We start from the raw sequence: 18,857 nt of genomic DNA, 5'->3' as shown, positions 1-18,857 counted from the left end.
CCAGCAAAAAAGGCTGCCGAATCGTTTTTGATTCAGCAGCCTTTTGATTGTTCTTCATTTTATTCTTGAAAATCAGCTGGAACAACCATCGTCTCACTAGTAAACCGCCCCATCGGCTGATAGTGGTGGCGGTTCTTAAAGGGTAACGGTGCCGTTTTGATTAACACGACCTTCTGATTTTGTTCGGTCAAAAAGATTTGTCCAGGACCAACAACCTTGCCCTTGGTGTGTTTACCAATTCGCCAGGGGTGCAGCTTTTGGCCGTCCTTGACCTGATAGTCGCCGGACTTCCCTTCACTGACCATTACCCCATATAAAATTTCAGTTGGATATTGATTACTCTTGCCCATCGCTATTCTCGCTTTCGTACGGTACCACCTTGGCCCCCATTTCAAAGCGAGTCAAATCAATGGCTTTATCAGGCTGCAAGTGTAAATCAAAGTCTGTATTTTTCGCTACCATCGCTAATTTAGCCGTTTCGTGCTGACCTTTAATAGCGGCTAGGTATTGGCGGTCAGCCTCATTTAGCTGACCAACCCAAGCTCGCACAATCATCCGGCCCAACGGAATGTCCAAAACCTTAGTTAGGTAAGCAATGTGTCCATATGGCATTGGCCGCAGCCAAGTATCCACGCGTAAATCAGGCAAAGGAATCTTACTGACCCAGGCGTCCAAATCGACACGCCAGATAATTTGATACAGGCCTGGACTGGCCAACGTCAAATCATCCAAAAGAGCTGGGTCGATTGCTTGGTCGAGAATACGAACTTCACCAGGGCGGTGCTGGGTGACGACCAGTGGGTGCTTCTCTTCGCCATCATAGAAGAAGTTCAAGCTAAACTCTGATTGATGTTTTTCGGGTCCGCTCGGATGGTGCTTTTCTTTTGGGAAAACAATCACGTGTTGACCCATTTCCTGCAACGCTTCAATCAATTTCTTACGGTTGCCCGGAACCAAAATAGCATGTGGTTGTTCTTTATCGACCACCGACATCACATCCGAAACTTCAAGGGGCTCCAAATACTGTTTATCTGACAGATGTGGCAATAAGGTCGGTTCCGCCGCATTGTTGTTCATAATAATCGTTTGATAATCGAGTCGATGCAGTTCGGACAGTGTTACGCTCGTCATATAACCAGCTGAAGCCCCGTCCCCCATGCGAAAGGCCCCTGGACCAATAATCAAAACGGACTGGGCACAAATTGGTTCCGACTCATTTTCTTCTTCAAAGGTTGCAAAGAATTGCCGAGCATGCTCGGGAAATTCACCAGCCGACGGTTCTAAGGCCTTATAAGTCGGTTGGATATTATTCTGCCGAGCTAAGGTACGAATTACTTGAAAATTAGTTTGCCAAAAGCGGGCAATCAGACCATCCGAAAGACCAAACTTCTTCGCCTGTCGCAGTGCATCTGCATCAATGTTATCTCGGTCAACCGACTGTTCAATTTCAATTAGCCGATTCAGTTGATAAAAGTAAAATTCATCGATATTGGTTAACTCGGCCAGCTCATCGACTTCATAACCACGGCGCAGGGCCTCAATTAAGAGCAAAACTCGGTTATCTTGCGGATGAATCAACTGTTGAATCAGCTCGTCATCTGAAACATCAGCCATATACTTGGGTGAGAACGACCGGTTATTGAAGTGGGCTGAACGAATAGCCTTTTCCATGGCTTCCACAAACGTTCGACCAAATCCCAAAGCGGAACCAACTGATTTTTGCACGGAATTCAACTGGCGATTAACTTTAATACCCATTGCTTCCAAGTCGCCGAAAGAGAAAACGGGCAACTTGACGACAATGTGGTCCATCACCGGTTCCATAATCGCCGTTTTTTCATGAAAGGCATTTGGCAAGTAAACTTCGGTAATTTTCTTACCCATTGCTAACTGCGCAGCCACCAACATTACTGGATACCCGGTCATCACAGCCATTCGATTAGCTAGATGATCAAGATATGGTGAAACCTTGATCACGTAAATCTCACCTGTCTTTTCATCAAAGGCAAATTGAACGTGCAAAACACCACGGAGGCCAATCAAATCAGCAATCGCAAAGGCCTGAATCCGCATCTGCTGCAAAATTTGATCAGAAACCGTCAAAACCGGCGCCACTGACAGCGAGTCAGCCGTATGGATGCCAATTGGATCCATATCTTCAGAAGCTCCGACCTGCAGGCAGTTGCCATCACGGTCACGAACAACCAAAACAGAGACTTCCTTCAAGCCATTAATCGCCTTGGCAATCAACACCTCGTTGGTTAATGATTGGCCCATGACCCGATTAACAACATGGTCAAAATCATCCAAGCGATCAACAATTTGCCTCGTCGTTCCCTGAACTGGGTTGTGAGCCCGAATGACCAAAGGCAATTCCAAATCGCGCAACATTTCGTTCGCTTCTTCTTGGTTGTGCACCACGGCCGAGGCGGTGACACTTAGGCCAATCTCCTCAATTCGGTCAAAAAGTAAAGTCCCATCATTAACCTCGTGCAGCTCACTAGCCGATAAACCAAGTGTTTGTGGCAAAACGCCATCCGCTTCACGCCACTCCGAAATAACCTGATCCCATAAACGCAACGCCCGCACGCCACCAAAAAGTGGCATCACGCCGTCAACTTTTTGAGACTTAATAATTTTTTTGACGTTTTGAACAGTCAGAGTCCGCAAAAATCCGGTGGCTGCCGGTGATTCCAGGGCCAACGAATAGGGATTATCATCCAAAACTGTCACTGTATAACCAAGACCATTTAAAATTGGCAAAACTTGGTAAATTGCGGCATCACTTTCGCCCTGGAGGCCAAAATCTGTTTCGCCACCACCGATAAAGAGTACTTTTTTAACCGGCGTTTCAACTATTTTTTTGTACATAATCTGCTACCGTTTCAAAAAAGTCCGCAAAGATTCCGTTTGCTTCAAGAGGACCGGGGGCCCCATCCGGAAAGAATTGTACCGAAAAGGCTGGGTTGTCTCGCAAACGAATTCCTTGGATTGAGCCATCAACCAAGTCGCGGTGGGTTACAAAGAGTTTTTTGCCATCTAGTGAATCCTCATCAATCACATAGCCACGCCCCTGCCGGGCATAAAAAAGCTGTTGCGAGATGATTTCTTGGATTGGATGGTTCATACCATGGTACTCAGCCGGCAGGGCTTGAATTTCAGCCCCATTGGCCAAAGCCAATAGCTCGTGCCCAAGGCCAAGGCCTAACAATGGCATCTTCGTCTGCAACACCCGAATCAAGGTCAAAACCGAATCGGGCAAGTCCTCAGGGTTACCGGGACCAGTCGATAAAATAATGCCATCGGGGTCCAGGGTCAACACCTCATCCACCGTTGTTGTATACGGCAGAACCGTCACGTTGGCATCATAGTCACCAAGGACTCGCAGAATCCCGTGCTTTAAACCAAAATCAATCACGATAATATGAAAACCATGACCAGGGTTAGCATAGGCCTTCGGAGTGGCCGTGTTTTGAACCTGTTTATTCGTCAACACGGTGGCCACCAATTGGTCAACTGCGTGATCGTCGACAACATCAACGATTGTCGCCTTTTGAGGACCCGTTTCACGAAGGTGGCGAATTAACTTGCGCGTATCCACCTCGTATAGACCCGGAATATTATGATGCTGCAAAAAGCGGTCCAGGTTCATCCGCCGCTGCCGGTTAGTGGAAACTTCCGCTAAATCGTGAACAACCACACCACGAATTTTTGGTGTAGTCGACTCATAGGCCTCCGCATGGATGCCATCAGCGCCAACAACAGGCATCGCAAAGACAATCATCTGCCCATCATAAATTGGATTTGTAATTGTTTCTTGATAGCCGGAGGTAGCGGTGTCAAAAATAATCTCGCCAAAGGTTGTCGCTGGTGCGCCAAATCCCTGACCAGAAAAAACCGTGCCATCCTCTAAAATTAGGTGCCGTTCCATACTTTTTTCTCTCATTATCTACTATTTTCGGAAAAAATCGGATTCCCTCCAGTCCTGATTTTTCCAGGGTAAGACTGATTAACTTGTCCTAGTGGACAATTTCAACCGAGTCTTCCCCGTCAAATTCCTTGACTTTGACCTTAATTTTTTCATTTTGAGCCGTTGGAATGTTCTTTCCAACAAAATCTGCTCGAATTGGTAATTCACGGTGACCACGATCAACCAAGACGGCCAAAGCAATCGCCTGAGGCCGACCAATTTGAATCAAAGCATCCAAGGCGGCCCGGGTCGTCCGACCGGTAAACAACACGTCATCAACCAAGACAATGTTTTGGTTGGCAATGTTGAGCTTTTCAGCTGGGTCCAAGCCCAAATCATCACCGCTGTCCAGATGATCGTCACGATAGTTCGTCACATCAATCGCCATCACTGGAATTTGAACCTGTTCGAGTTGTTCCAAACGGTCAGCAATCCGGTGGGCCAAATACTCACCGCGGGTCTTAATTCCTACCAAAATGAGGTTTTGGCCACCCTTATTCCGTTCCAAAATTTCATAAGTGATTCGAGTCAATGCTCGTTGCATCGAATCTTGGTCTAACACTACTTTATTTGCCATGTTTCGTCCTTTCTGTCGGGCCTGTTGACATTACTAACTGATTTCCACCAATTATGAACCCTGGTTTTCACGTAATTCCTGCAATACCTGTTCAAACAGAGGTGGTAATGCTGAATCAAAGCGAAGTTCTTCTTGTGTCTTTGGTTGGGTCAGCACAAGCGTTTTTGCGTGAAGAAGCTGACCTGGCAATTTGATATTAAAAATCTTGTCCTGATGACCATAAACGCTATCACCAACGACCGGGTGACCGATATAAGCCAAATGCACCCGAATTTGATGCGTCCGACCGGTTTCTAATGCTAATTCTAACAATGTATAACCGGCAAAACGTTCAACCACCTTGAAATGAGTCACGGCCTCACGGCCGTCCTCAGCCACCGCCTGTTTCTTGCGGTCCTTAGGATGACGACCGATTGGTGCATCGATGGTCCCCTCATTTTCCTCAAAGTTGCCCTTTACCAATGCATAGTAAATTCTTTGCGTTTTATGAGCCTTTAATTCGGCTGCTAAAGCATGATGGGCTTGGTCATTTTTGGCCACCATCAACAAACCGGAAGTATCCCGGTCAATCCGATGGACAATTCCAGGACGGAATTCGCCATTAATCGTTGATAGAGGAGCATGATAAAGCAAAGCGTTGACTAATGTGCCACCTGAATGGCCCGGCGCAGGATGGACAACCATCCCCTGCGGTTTATTCACAACCAATAAATCATCATCTTCATACACAACATCAAGGGGAATATTTTCAGCCTCGAGTGCCGTTTCTTTCACTGCTGGTGGATTAATACTAACAATATCACCCTTTTTGACCATATAAGACCGTTTCACTGCTTGGTCATTGACTAACACTAATCCTTCTTTAATCCAGTTAGCCAGTGTTGACCGCGAATAAGGTAATTTTGCCTGTCCTAGAACGGCATCTAACCGCCCCTGTTCTTGGTCAATTGTCATTGTGACCAGTGTTGTTTCAGCCATTTAGGCCATTCCTTTCAGCGCTTGCGCCATTTTCTTCGAAAGGTGGTAGGCTCGCGGCCGACCGCCAATGACAATAATGAGTGCCTTTTGGTCAAAAAACCAATTAACTGCTGAGTCATTCAAGTCAATCACTTGCTTCTTCATCATCCAGGCACTACTAATCGTTAAAGTTTGATTTTCAAGCATGATTTTCCGGCCAAAGAAAGTCCACAGACCAATCAAAATCATACAAATGGTATAGGTTGTCCACCACCAATTAATATTATAGAAAAGCTCACTAGCCCAAATAGGACTAATGATTAAAACGGATAACCACATAATCCAAGCAATATTGGACCAGTCCGCCTTCGGTTGGTACAAACCGTGAATAACACGCATGAAACGTTCTCCTTGTTCCGTATCTAAACATCTATTATTTTACCATTTACTGGTGCATTCTGGTATTGTTAGAACTGAAGAAAAGTCCAAGAAAGGATAAAAATGTGATTCGTTTAGCAATCGATGCGGCTTTCCAAAAGGATAGCCACCATGCCAGTGCCGGTCTTGTTCTCGTTCAAGAGGGTCAGCAATACCAAAAAAAAGTTCGCTTGGCGGACTGTGAGGATAACCACAAAGCCGAATTTTTAGCTTTGCTTTGGGCGATTAAATCAGAATTAGCAATCCTAAAAACCAGCCAACTCGTCGAGATTGTCTCAGATTCCAAAATCTTAGTCAGCTCCATGCAAAAAGGCTATGCCAAGCACTACCAAAGGGAAGTTGATTTAATTTTAGCCCTCTTACCTAATCCTGATTTAACCTTTTACACTTGGGTATCCGATCGAAAAAATCAGGGTCCCCACCATCTAGCCATGCAGGCCTTACAAGATTAGGGACACTATTAGTTTAAAAAAGTGAATTTAAGCCAAGATTATAGCTCAGAAAAAACCGCCAATCAATTGATTGGCGGTTTCTTCTTTAATCATTAATAATTAGTTGGTAGGCAAAACGCTTGGTTGAGATATGGTCCGCTTCGAGCATATCAACTGAACCACGCTTTTCAAAACCATTATTGGCAATCACCTTTTGCATGGGCATGTTCCCTGGATGGGTATCGATTCGAAAATCGCGTGCACCCCGTGCATAGAAAAATGAAATTAACGCCGTAAAGAAACGTGGCGTTAGCCGCTGGCCGCGGAACTTGTCCGACATCGCTACCCGATGGAGTGAGGCATAGTCATGTGGGTGACCACTATCAGCCCAACTACCGTCTTTGATGTCCGTGTAGAGTGGGTCTTCCCCTTCAAAGGCAGCAGCGTATCCCGCCACCTCGTCACCAACAACTAAGACAAAACCCTGTTGCGCATCCAAATCAGCTTGGACTGTCGCTTCATTTGGGTAATCGGATTGCCACTGGTCAATCCCCTGCTCCTTTAAATAACCTTTGGCGGTCTGCAAAATCGCAACGATTTCAGAGACATCACGAGCCTGTGCTCGTCGCATAAATACTGCTGGCATATGCGTAATATCGCGCACTAATATCAGTACGCTACTCCTTTCCAAATGTCATCAAGCACCAATTATAGCACAACGAATTTGGAAATAAAGTCTCTAAAAACACATTTTTTCAAGAATTTTTGCATGAACATTTCCAAACAAAAAAGCCCGATTAATCTGTGACTAATCAAGCTTTTCTGCCAGGCTGTTAAAGAATTTTTTTTATTCAAAAACAACAACCGCAACCTAACTTCGTGATTTTTTTAATTTTATTAAGAACAGTTAAAATCAATTAATATCATCATACTTTTTCTTAATCAAACCCAGTCCTGTCAGAACCACTAACCAAGCTGTCAAGAGAGTCGTTTTCACTGATGTTTGATTCTTTGTATGACCATAATCCGTCTTTGGCAGAGCACTAATTGAATTGGCTTGATTTGAATTGTCACCATTTTGATGGTGCTGACCAGTGCCATTTTGATTAATCGTTGTTTCCTGTTTTTGCTGAATTTGACTATCCTTTGCTGTCGCGGAACTATTTCCCGACAAATGGGTTAATAACTCTTGTGCTCCTACATTTGACTTCGTTATTTCAGCTTGCCGGACTACAAGTTGCGCCAGCTTGTTATCACTAATTTTCACTGATGTGGCCACTTGCTTGTCATCGATGTGTAATGCTTTGGCTTGATTGACTGGTACCGCTGTCTCCTTCTTATCCGCCTTCGGTTCAACAGCTGGAGTAGCTGGGACCGCCGTTTCCTTCCTATCTGTCCCCGGTGCAACAGCTGGAGTAACTGGTGTTACTGCTTTCTCCTTATCTGTATTTGATTGCGTAGATGAATTTGCTGGCACGGCTGTTTTCTCTTCCACCTCTAAATTACTAGTAGATGATTGAACACCAGACTTAGTATTTGAATCAGTAGGAATAACAGCTGACTTGTCATCAGTACCAGACTTAGTAGCTGAATTAACAGGCAAAGTAGCTGAATTACTTGGAGTAACAATTGGTTCAGCAATCGCTTCGATTGTCTTCAACGCTGTCTTGACATCCCCATCAAGAATTTGCAAAGTCTTTGCATGACTAATTGCATGATGAGCCTGTTCAAAAGCCTTTTGCAAACGATCAATAGCCGTTTCATAAGACTGCTTGTCAGCATTTCTTACGGCCTCTATCGCTGTTCGCTTCTTTTCGACAGCCTGATTTACCTGTTGGTTAGCTGTCTGAATTTCAGCATAGCTAGGCTGAGCTTGGTTAGCGACCGGTACTGTTAGAGTGTTAATGGTCTTCAAGAATTTTGTTAATTGATTCGTTAAGTCTTGACTGGTCTTTGCTTGAGAAACTGCTTGGTGCGCTTGGAGCATTGCACCTCGTAATTGATTCATAGTAGCCTGATATGCTGATACATCAGGATTTAGTACTTGCTCGATTTCTGCCTGCTTTTTAGCACCGGCCCAGTCAATTTGCTGCTGAGCCGCCTGAATAACTTCTTGGTTAGGCTGTTCTTGGTTCGCTTCTGGCAACGTAATAGTATTAATCGCCTTCACAAATTTTGTTAATTGCTCTGTTAGATCTTGACCAGTTTTTGCTTGGTCAACTGCTTGGTGCGCTTGGTCCATTGCTTCTCGTAATTGATTAATAGTCGCTTGATAGATTGACAAATCAGGATTTGATACCTGATCAATTTCCGCTTGTTTCTTAGCACCAGCCCAGTCGATTGCCCGATGTGCTTGTGTCCGTTCTTCGCGCTTAGGCGTCAAAGTACTTGGTTCTGGAACCATGGCAAAATCATCCAAAGTCTCTGCTTGAACCTGGTCAACATCGGCATTCGTATTGGCATCATTAATCCGTTTATTTGCAGCTGCCATTAACTGATCAATCCGTTCCACTTGTTGGTGGAGGCTAACTGGGTCAACATTTTCAAGCGCATTAAACCGTTGCTTCAGTTCATCCCCTGCGGTTTGAATCACACCCTTAGCACGGTTAGCTTCATCAATATCAACTGGCTGGAAAGAACGCATCATATCTGGCTGACCAACCGCTTCGATGGCATCTATTGCTTCTTGTTTAATGGTTAATAGGCTGGCATTCACTGTGGCTTCGTCAAGTTTTTGATAGGCCCGCTGAACAATTTGATCAATAGCAGCTTCTTGCTTTGCTAGTGATTCAGTATCAACCCCTGGTTCTTTTTCGAAAATTTCCTTTTGTTCAATCGCCTTTTGTTGAACTTCCCCCTTGGCTTTTTGCCGATCCGCATCAGTCGGTTGTCGGAAAATCCATTGAATTTGCGGTGATTGAAGCGCCTGAATGGCTTCCCTAATTTTAATAACCGCAGTCTTTAATTGGCCATGGTTCTTGACCAAACTAATCGTAACCAGCCCTTCCTTGACGACTTTATTCACAGCTTGCTGTTGCTGTGCCAGCTCATCAGGGTCAACTCCGGTAATTTTTCCAAAGTCTTGGATTCGATTTTGACCCGCTGACGTCACATCCTGGATAGCAGCTTGCATTTCTTCTTTGTTAACCACTTGATCCTGCCAATTTTGTTTTGGCTGTGCAACTTGGTTAATGTCTTGCAGGCCCTTATTGACAAGCTCATGCACATCATGAATAGTTTCTGCCTGATCAATCAAAGCAAAATAGTGCTTCACAACACCTGTCAACAGTGTCTTCTGTTCCAACAGACTTGCTTGATTGACACCATCAAGGGCTTCAAAACGTCCTATCTTTTCTTTAGCAACCACCGATAACGTCTGCTGACCATCTACCTTCTGGTCGGCTGTCGCTTGGCGATATTCTGGCGCTAGACTTGGCTTCGCCACTGCCTGTACATCAGCTAAGCTTTGCTTAATTGCTGAATCAAGTTCATGGTGAACCGTTGCTTTTTTAATTGAATGATGGCCGGTTTGCAAAACATATGCCAACTGGGCCAACTGATTTTCCAAACTAGCCTGATCCACATGATTAATGACCAAGAAAGTCGCCTTCTTTGCCTGGCCGGCGGTACTAAGTTGTTGTTCTGCTTGTGTTTTCTCTTGGTCGGTAACTGCTTGATAAGCAAAAATCAGAACCGGATCAGCCACTAAGTCAATCTGGGCCACTGCCTGCTTTTGGACAGCAGTTAAATCTTGATTCAACTTTACTTGAACAAGCGCCTCCTGAGCTTGTTTCAGAATCCAATCAATTTGTTGCTGTTGCTGTTTGAGGCTCTCCAAGTCAACATGAGTCATCTTAGAAAATTGCTCTTGCTTTGCATGACCATACTGAGTCAACATCGTTTCGATGCCGATTTTATCAGCGAGAGTCACTGGTCGATAAGCCAACTGTACTTCTGGGTCGGTCACTTGGTTCAAGCCACTTAGTCCTGCTTGCAAGGCAGTTTGCAACTGTCCTTGATTTTCAGCAGCTGAAAGAATCGCGATTGCTGTTTTTCGAGCAGCCTTCAGGGCAGCAACTTGCGTCTTTAGACTTTGATCATCCACATGTTTAATGTCGGAAAAATGCTCTTGCTTTTTCAAAAAGGCCTGGTTAAGAATTTCCAGCGCCTGGTTGCGGTCATCCTGGGTAACTGAACGGAATTGCGTTTGAACGACCGGTTCGACAACATCCTGAATAGTCTGCAAGCCAGCTACTAATGCCTGGTTCAAATCCTGCTTTGTTTTGGCATTGGCAATTAAATCGTGTGCCTGTGTCAACGCTTGATTAACGGCCTGTTTTTGTTGGCTGAGGCTCTCTGGGTCAGCATGAGTAACTGCATCAAAGTGACCTTTTTTCAGATTAGCCTGCCGTGCCAATAGATCATCGACAGCTGATTTTTCATCCTGACTGACCAGCCGGAAAAGAGGCAATATGCTTGGCTGACTAATACTAGTGACCGCCTGCTCAGCCTGTGTGACAGATTGGTTCAAATCCCCTTTAGTTGCCGTTCGGTCAATGGCTTCTTGTCCCTGCGCCAGAGCTTGGTTCAATAACTGTAATTGCTGAGCCAAACTAGCCTGATCCACATGACTGATTTGCCGGAAAGATTCCTCACGTTTTGCAACGACCTGACTAAGACGATCCTTAGCTACTTTCTTATCAGCTATCGTTGCTGGCTTCAGTTCTTCCAAAATAACAGGTGCTGCAATTTGACGAATCGCTGTCAGGCCCTGTTGACAAGCAGTGACTAGCTCCCCGTCTGTTTGTGCCTGGTCAACAGCCTGACTTGCAGTATCTGCTGCTTGGTCAACTAAAAGCTGTTGCTTGGCCAAGCTTTCGGGATCAACACCTACCAAAGACGCGAACTTTTGTTTTTGAGCCTCACTGGCTGCCTTCAACTGCTCCTTGGCATCTGCTTGATTGTTCGACTCGACTTGACGATAACCAATTTCCTTGATTGGATCAGCCACCTGGTCAATTTGCGTTAATGCATCCGCCAAACTTTGGCGAAGGTCTTTCTTGATTTTGGCAGCCAATAGCAGCTGCTGTCCATTCACTCGGGTTTTCTCAATCAAACCTGACTGTAAGGACAGACTAACCGAATCAACATGATCAATGGTGGCAAAAGTGGCTTTTTTATCATTTGCTGCTTGATTCAAGGTCACAAGTGCCTGATTTTGATCAGCCTTGGTGATTGGTTGGTAATCGACTTCCAGTGTTGGTCCGACAATTTTAGCAATCGAATCAAAGCCAGCTTGAACAGCCCGCTTTAATTCACCTTGAACTGCTGCTTGGGCAACACCCTGCTGTGCCTGTGTAATCGCTTGCTGAACCGCTTTAACTTGCTGCTGGATGCTCTTTTTCTCGCCATGTTCGACAGCAAGAATGGCTTGCTTTTTGGCCTCACCAGCATGGTTAATTGCCTGCCGTGCTAAGTAACGGTCCATATCGGTTACCGGCTGATAATCCTTTTGAATTGAAGGCGCTTCGATTCGTTGAATACGATCAAGGTTGTCGGCCACAGCATTGCGAAAGGCACCAGCAGCTTTTGCTTTTTGCAATTCCTGCAATCCGGTTGCTAGGACTGAGTCAACAACTGATTGCTGAGCCCGTAAACTTTCTTGATCGACATGACTAACAGCTGCAAAATCAGCTTTTTTTGCCTCACCGGCATTTCGCAAGGTGTGTTCACCCAGGTGGCGTTCCTCTGCCGTGACCGGTTGGTATTCGCTTAAAATTTTTGGCGCTGCTACCAAATTGATAGCCTGAACTCCTTTGTCGTAAGCTACCTGAATATCTTTTTGAATCATCGATTGATTCAGTTCGATAGTCGTGGATTTTTTAATCAAGTCTAAAAGTTGGAGTTGCTTCGACAAACTAATTGGATCAACGTGCAAGATTGCTGCAAACTGCTTACGCTTGGCCGAAAGAATATCTAAAAGATTGCCGTAGGCCACATTGACATCATGAACGGTCGCTTCTTGGTAAGCAAATTCTACTACTGGCTTCGCTACTGCCCTGATTTTTATTAGCGCCTGGTCGCTGACCTTGGCTAGTTCTCCCTTCGTCTTTGCCTGGTTAATTGCTTTTGTTCCTGCTTTGAGAGCTTTTTCTAAGATTGATAGTTGCTGCGCCAAGCTCTGTTGGTCGGCATGTGCAACCTTTTGAAAAAGGTCTCGTTGGTCTTGGGCAGCTTGTTCTAAGAACTTAATCGACAGGGTCTTTTCATCTACCGTTGGCTCCTTCAACATTTCTTGAATTGTTGGATTTTCAACAGCACGAATAGCTTGGGACGTCTTTTGGAAGCTTTTCTCAAATTCACGGTTCGTTTCCGCTCGATTTAATTTCTCGATACCATTAGAAATTATCAGATTCAATTTGGCTTGCTGATTAGCCAAGCTCATCGGATCGACACCGATAATTTGATTGAAGGAATCACTTTTTTCTTGCCCAATTTGCTTCAAAATCGCCACTGCACGATCAATATCATGTTGACTAACTGGCTGATAAGCAATCAACTGGGTTGGATTAGCAACCGCATTGATATCTTTAACCACCTTTACCAGCGAACTGTTTAAATCGCCGTTGGTTTTGGCCTGCTGAAGAACCGTAGTTGCTTTTTGAACTAGCTGATTTACAAGGCCTTCTTGCTGGTTGAGACTATCAGGCTCAACATGTTCGACTTGCTTGAATTGCTGTTTTTTTTGTTCACCGGCAGCCATTACTCTATCAATCGCCTGTTTGCGATCAGTTGCCGAAACTGGTTGAAATTCTTTAATGAGCTGTGGCTTAGCAACGCCTTCGACCAACGCAAATGCTCGGTCAAGTGCCTGCCTGAGGTCTTGCTTTGTTTTGGCACTCCGAATAGCCGCTACTCCTTGCTTGACCGCCCCCGTTCTTCAAAGGCAGCAACCGCAGCCTTTATTTCATCAAGCTTAACTGGCTGATAATTGGTTTGTAAATCAGGATTGGCCACGTCATTGATTGCATGTAAGCCATCAGCTAGTACCCGGGCCAACTTAACCACCGTTTTGCTTTGCTTGATTCGTTTCTGATAAAAGACAACCTCATGGTCCACTGCTTTTTCTTGTTTGTGTAAGCTTTCTTGGTCAACATGGGCAATTTTAGCAAATTTCTGCTTCTTTTCTTGCCCAGCCTGTGCCACAGCTACCTGGGCCTCGTCCTTCTCAACCTTACCTAAGAAAGTTGTTCGCAGACCCTCGATAACTCGACCTAAGACACGACGAGCTGATTCTACCTCTGTTGCCAGGCCAACATCGTTCTTCCCAGTCTGAGCAGTTGCCTCCACTTGGTCGAGTAATGTTTGCTTTTGTTCCTTGCTTAGCTCCGCAGCATTATTAATCGCGACCTTGGTCCTAAGCGCCTCTCGGTCGATTTGTTGGTAAGCTAAATCGCGATTTGCGTTTAATATTGCTGGTGCTAGTTGGTGATTTTTCGTTGCCTGGTTCTGAATGGCCAGCAATTGGTCAAGTTGTTCCTTTTGCACCAAACGAATACCATTCGTTGTTTGACTAGCCTCCAACTTCCGATTTGATTCACTAACCACCGCTTGAATTTGTTGGCCATAATTGGTAATCATTTGATCCAATAATTTTGGCTGCAAATGCCTAATCAAGCTAAAGAGGTACTCCCCCTGCTTTTCGATGGTTGCAAAGGCTGAGTGCCGCTGGCTATCCAATGGTGATTGCAAGGTCTGGTTTTCCTGGAAGACCGTTAGCTTTGTTGGCCGCAGTGGCACAACCTGACCATTTGCTAACGTCATTTCACCATTATAGTAAACCGTAAATGGCCGATTATAGATGGCAAAGTCCTCACGGCTATTCTTTTGTCCAGCCGGATCAACAGAACGTTCCAAGCGGAGGGATCGCACATTTTGACTTGGGTGAAAACCCTGTCCATCAAGCAATACTTGGTGGTCAAAGTAGTCAATTACTCGGTCAAAGCGCGATGCTTGATCATAAAAATTCTGCCCATTAGCTAATTTCACAATACGGTGGTCCAGATCTTGACCAGGCAGTACTCTGTCTTGGTGGTCAACTTCGGCCCATTCTTCAGAATGGCCAGCCACTTCCTTAGTATTCAAGACTTTTTCTTGGTCAAAGAGCGAAATGTAAGCCCGCCACGTTGGCACTTTTGATACTGGTAATGGGTGGACTGTCTTTTGGTCCGCCCTCTTAAGCACAACGTCACGACCCAAATCTCCATTTTCACCATAATCATGGCTCGACCGCGACAACATATCATTGCTATCCATCAGGTTCAAAGACAAGAAGGCCTGACCGTATTGCTGCGGTGGCAACTGGTACCGAGTCAAAACCTTGTATGGGCTATCATCAGCGTAAACCTTCAAATCTGCCAGACGTTCTGGATGCTGACCATCGGCATTGTAATACTTTTGCATTTCTTGGCTACTCATATTGCCTTGGTATCGGCTTAAATCAAAGTTCAAGTAGCCATAAGCACCACCCTTGATGTTCCCGCCCCAAGACAGCGCCTCCATAAAGAACTTCGTCAGTATAATCTTAGCCTCTGTCACTACACCGCTATAGCGGTTTAACTCATCTCCACGAACCAGCAAGTACAACGCAGCTGGGTCATCCTGATTGTTAACCTTAGTTGCTTTTGGATAAATCGTGATTGGGTAAAACGGACTGTCTGAATTTTTGAAAGATAAATTAGTGCCATACTTTTGGTTTAACTGATCAACCACCCTACCTAAGACGGCATCGACAAGAGAACCAACATTACCACTAATTGGCAGGCCCAGTCCCTGCGACAAAATTTGACTCAAGCCTGGTACCGCTTCGATTAGTCGGTCAATACCAAGTGTGACATTAAAGTTCATTTCTGCTGCAAAACGAGTACTATCTAAGTTAAGCGTCTTAACAAATTCATTTGGGTCAACTCCGTGCGGTACGGCGACACGGAGATAAATTCCGTATTGACCTTGGTCATAATTGTTCGTTAGCTTATCATTAACCATCCCGATGCTCAACACATTAGCAACGGAACTCAGTGTTGCCTGGAACATCTTATAATAACTTTCTGGATTTAATGGAGCATTATTCGAGGAATAAATACCTGCTGTTAAGGGCATTCCCCCGCCCAAAACGAGAGTATTTTGACTTGGGAAGTAACTTGTTTTTGTTCCTTTCTGATTTTCACCAAGAATCCCTTTAAATTGGTCCATTATTTTTTGAGTGAATGATTCATCAACCATTAAGCGCATTTGAGAAACGTTGGAATAATCATTTTTAGTGCCGATTAAGCCAAGCAACGGCTTATCTGGCTCACCAAAAATCATCTGTCCAGGTTTAGCGATATGGCGCTGATCACTGTCTAACACAGCGTCCCCACTGCCATTTACATTCGGTTCACTGATCTGCAAGGACTTGACTAATTTTTCATAAGCATCAGTCGTTTGCTCATACAACGAAGGCAATGGCTGCCTGGCTAAATCAGTTTCTCCCGGATTTTTTGACTGGCCACCCTTGTCAGCCGGCTTTTGCTCTTGCTTTGGCTGCGAACCCTCTTTATCCGGTCCCTTTTGCTTATCTCCACTGTCCTTTGGATTTTCTGGTACGACCACAACCGTTCCAAGTCCCTGATGACGGCGCTCAGGGCGCGGACTATCAACAGTGAAATCGTCATCCGCCTCATTTTCCCTCTTGTCGTTATCCTCGATGTCGACATCAATACCAAAATCAGCCTGGTCGAGGTTCATCCTGGCAGACAATTGGCCGTCATTAGCTCGAACATTTTCTGTCCTCTGAACTTGAGCAGCATGACCACTAATCTGTTGATCACCATCCACTAAAGTCAAACCACCTGAAACTAAGACGCTCGATGCAACCAGCCAAGCGCGGCGTGATTGGTAAATCGTATACTTTTTCCTGATATTTGTATCCATTATTTTTACATTCCTTTATTTTATTTTCGTTTATTTTAATTTTATTATAAAGGCATCTTTATAAAAAGACAAATTTAAAAAGAAAACGGTTTCTTTTATTATTTTAAAATAATCACTTTTGTAACGATAATGCTTTCAATCTTCTTCAAGAAAAAATCCCTCTCACTTTTTAATTTTTATTAATTTTAAGAAAATAAATTGAAAATAAACACAAAAAAAGATTGTCAAATGACAATCTTTTTTTGCTGCTTTTTATTATGATTTGGAATATTTTACTTTTTTTCGGCTTTTTTAGCCCAAAACTGGAAATAATCGACCCGTAACTGCCCGTTAAACAGTTTGCGCTTTTTCGTCGCTTTTTGACCAAAAACTTTTTCAAATGATAGGTCAGAAGTTAGGATATATTTCGACCAGTAAGGCAGACGACTATAAACCGCTCCCATCTGCTTATAAAGCCCTTCGGCTTCTTCAAGTTCACCGAGTCGTTGACCATATGGTGGGTTCGCCACTAAGACGCCACGCTCTTCTTCTGTTTGCCAATCACCAGCAGCCAGAGCCTCAAAGGTAATGTCTTGAGACAAACCCGCATGCTTAGCGTTTTCTTGGGCAATTTTGACCATTTTCGGATCAATATCATAACCGCGAATATTCAATGGCGTGTCGTAATCGGCTTGATCTTCGGCCTCATCACGAATCGTATCCGAAAGGCTGTGGTCAAACCAGTCCATCTTTTCAATATCAAAGTCACGGGTCAAACCTGGTGCTAAGTTGCGACCAATCAAAGCAGCTTCAATCGGAATCGTTCCAGAACCGCAGGTTGGATCGACAAAGGGTAAGTCCTTTTTCCAATTAGTTAACAGCACTAAGGCTGCCGCAAAGTTTTCTTTCAATGGCGCTGGCCCCTTTTCAACTCGGTAACCGCGCTTAAAGAGTGATGGCCCGGTTGTGTCCAAAGTCAACATGACTTCATCCTTGGCCACCATCACTTCTAATTGTGCAAAAAAGCCAGTTTCTGGTAAACGAGTCCGAACGTGAAAGGCTTCCTGCAAGCGGGAAACAATCGCTTTTTTCGTAATTGACTGGACATCTGGCACCGAGTGCAAAGCTGATTTTTGAGACCTTCCCGCCACCGGAAATTCTGAGTCATAATTGAGGTAATCTTCCATCGGCAAAGCCTTGATGCCCTCAAAAAGCTCATCAAAGGTTGTGGCATGAAAGGAACCAATCACGATTTTCACTCGATCAGCAGTCCGGAGCCACAAATTAGCCCGTAAAATATCGGCCTGAGTCCCTTCAAAGAAGACTCGGTAGTTTTCAACCTGAACATCAAAGCCCAGGTCCTTTAATTCTTGGCCTAAGACGGACTCCAAGCCCGCCGCAACTGTTGCCATTAAACGATATTTCTTTTCCATCATTTTCCTTTTATAATATAAATACTATGATACTCAGTGAATTCTTTGCCCTAACAACTTACCTACCAAATCAAACCGAAGTGTTTGGCCAAGTCAAAGACGACCGTGACCAAATCAGGCCCCTGGCGCAATTACGCTTTTTCAACCAACAAAGCGAAGTCGCCTTTGTCGCTGGCAAAAAGCCATTAACACTTGGCCAACTGCAAACGCGGCTCAGCCAGGTCAGTCCAAAAATAAAACTGGCTTGCCTGGTCGACCAGACTGGCCCCAAACCTCTACTAGGTTTTCACCAGGATAACCTCGGTCGCTTAATTTTACAATAAAATCAACCGCTTCTCAGCTTTTGACTACGTTTTCAATGTTTTTAGAGGTCATCTAACTTAAAAGTTGGCACAATTGGCTGCTTTTTTTCAGGCTGATTTTGCCCCTGATCATTGGCCGGCCTTGCTTGATAAACCACACCACGGCGCTTTTCTTTGGCGATTTGGACCGCCTGAGGCGAGGCCAAATTATCACGTTGCCAGTTCACCAGGATGGCCTCAATATAGCGCAGACTTCGAGCATTATTAGCGACTGCTTCTTGAATCGCCAAGACCATCATGTTTGGATCAAAGTGGTCTTGGTCAAACCACTGAGCCACCGTTTGCATTTCCAGAGGAGAAAGGTTGCGACCAAATTCTCCCTGCAAAATCCGGACAACTTCTTGACGGCTTTTTTCACCAGCCGAAACAACATTATTGGCCGGCCTAAGACCCTGGCCGTGTAGCAAGCGGTCGTAAAGTGGCAAAAAATCATAGATTTCACCCTGGCGTCCTTGACCGGCAACCTTCATTAACCCACGATCAACCATCGACATCAGTCGACTAACAACCGTTTTTTCTGTGACTTTCATTATCCGAGCAACAACCTTCGGGTCGGCTTGGTCGCCCTGGTCTTGGAGGCGTTTAACCTGCAAGAAAAGGACCAAATCATCATTGTCAAAACCCAAATCCTGGTAATGCACGAGTAAAGCGTTTTCCAGGCTAGTACTCCCGGCCTGCAAGAAGGCCTGTAATTTATCGTCCATCAAACCCTCCTTATCAATCGTTACAAAAGCGCCC

The 18,857-nt window shown here is 44.8% G+C and carries 13 protein-coding genes; 2 read left to right on the top strand and 11 right to left on the bottom strand.

The genetic code is table 11. The features are described 5' to 3' along the window. Window positions 1–59: 59 nt before the first annotated feature. The 6 genes from AABI20_RS03115 to AABI20_RS03090 all read right to left on the bottom strand — a co-directional run bounded on the left by AABI20_RS03115 (window position 60) and on the right by AABI20_RS03090 (window position 5,903). Window positions 60–350, bottom strand: a complete 291-nt coding sequence (locus tag AABI20_RS03115; RefSeq protein WP_288846320.1) for a DUF7671 family protein — start codon at window positions 348–350, stop codon at window positions 60–62. After that, window positions 337–2,871 (bottom strand): ATP-binding protein, encoded by a 2,535-nt coding sequence (locus tag AABI20_RS03110; RefSeq protein WP_338346740.1) that lies wholly within the window; start codon window positions 2,869–2,871, stop codon window positions 337–339. Before AABI20_RS03110 ends, AABI20_RS03115 begins: the two co-directional genes overlap by 14 nt. Then, window positions 2,852–3,931 (bottom strand): carbamoyl phosphate synthase small subunit, encoded by a 1,080-nt coding sequence (locus AABI20_RS03105; RefSeq protein ID WP_047974824.1) that lies wholly within the window; start codon window positions 3,929–3,931, stop codon window positions 2,852–2,854. Before AABI20_RS03105 ends, AABI20_RS03110 begins: the two co-directional genes overlap by 20 nt. Before the next feature lie 88 nt (window positions 3,932–4,019). Next, entirely contained in the window at window positions 4,020–4,547 is a 528-nt protein-coding gene (gene pyrR, locus AABI20_RS03100) for a bifunctional pyr operon transcriptional regulator/uracil phosphoribosyltransferase PyrR (RefSeq protein WP_047974823.1), read from the bottom strand. 51 nt (window positions 4,548–4,598) lie between these two features. Continuing rightward, window positions 4,599–5,525 carry an RluA family pseudouridine synthase gene (locus AABI20_RS03095; protein WP_338345411.1) on the bottom strand — a complete coding sequence of 309 codons (927 nt, stop codon included), beginning with the start codon at window positions 5,523–5,525 and terminating at the stop codon, window positions 4,599–4,601. Beyond that, entirely contained in the window at window positions 5,526–5,903 is a 378-nt protein-coding gene (locus tag AABI20_RS03090; RefSeq protein ID WP_288846324.1) for an EbsA family protein, read from the bottom strand. It abuts the gene before it with no gap. 104 nt (window positions 5,904–6,007) lie between these two features. Here AABI20_RS03090 and AABI20_RS03085 point away from each other — a divergent pair, with 104 nt between their 5' ends. Continuing rightward, entirely contained in the window at window positions 6,008–6,394 is a 387-nt protein-coding gene (locus AABI20_RS03085) for a ribonuclease HI family protein (RefSeq protein WP_288846325.1), read from the top strand. 85 nt (window positions 6,395–6,479) lie between these two features. On the opposite strand, the gene AABI20_RS03080 is transcribed toward AABI20_RS03085, so the two are convergent. From AABI20_RS03080 to AABI20_RS03065, 4 genes are all read right to left on the bottom strand, one after another. After that, entirely contained in the window at window positions 6,480–7,004 is a 525-nt protein-coding gene (locus AABI20_RS03080) for a GNAT family N-acetyltransferase (RefSeq protein ID WP_181014001.1), read from the bottom strand. Between the two features lie 282 nt (window positions 7,005–7,286). Continuing rightward, a complete protein-coding gene (locus tag AABI20_RS03075; protein ID WP_338346739.1) occupies window positions 7,287–13,223 on the bottom strand; it encodes a DUF1542 domain-containing protein in 5,937 nt (1,978 codons plus the stop codon). A 62-nt stretch (window positions 13,224–13,285) separates the two neighbouring features. Beyond that, window positions 13,286–16,345 carry a PspA/IM30 family protein gene (locus tag AABI20_RS03070; RefSeq protein WP_338346738.1) on the bottom strand — a complete coding sequence of 1,020 codons (3,060 nt, stop codon included), beginning with the start codon at window positions 16,343–16,345 and terminating at the stop codon, window positions 13,286–13,288. Between the two features lie 272 nt (window positions 16,346–16,617). Beyond that, a complete protein-coding gene (locus tag AABI20_RS03065) occupies window positions 16,618–17,757 on the bottom strand; it encodes a THUMP domain-containing class I SAM-dependent RNA methyltransferase (protein ID WP_047974951.1) in 1,140 nt (379 codons plus the stop codon). 26 nt (window positions 17,758–17,783) lie between these two features. On the opposite strand from AABI20_RS03065, the gene AABI20_RS03060 reads away from it, so the two are divergent. Further along, a complete protein-coding gene (locus tag AABI20_RS03060) occupies window positions 17,784–18,080 on the top strand; it encodes a hypothetical protein (RefSeq protein ID WP_047974952.1) in 297 nt (98 codons plus the stop codon). A 41-nt stretch (window positions 18,081–18,121) separates the two neighbouring features. Here the strand turns inward: AABI20_RS03060 and AABI20_RS03055 are convergent, their stop codons facing one another. Further along, window positions 18,122–18,823, bottom strand: coding sequence for a DnaD domain-containing protein (locus tag AABI20_RS03055; protein ID WP_338346737.1), 702 nt, complete (start codon window positions 18,821–18,823; stop codon window positions 18,122–18,124). Window positions 18,824–18,857: the final 34 nt, after the last annotated feature.

This window comes from Fructobacillus cardui (assembly GCF_963580785.1).
GTDB lineage: Bacteria > Bacillota > Bacilli > Lactobacillales > Lactobacillaceae > Fructobacillus > Fructobacillus cardui.
This window is presented reverse-complemented; position numbering and strand designations above follow the sequence as displayed.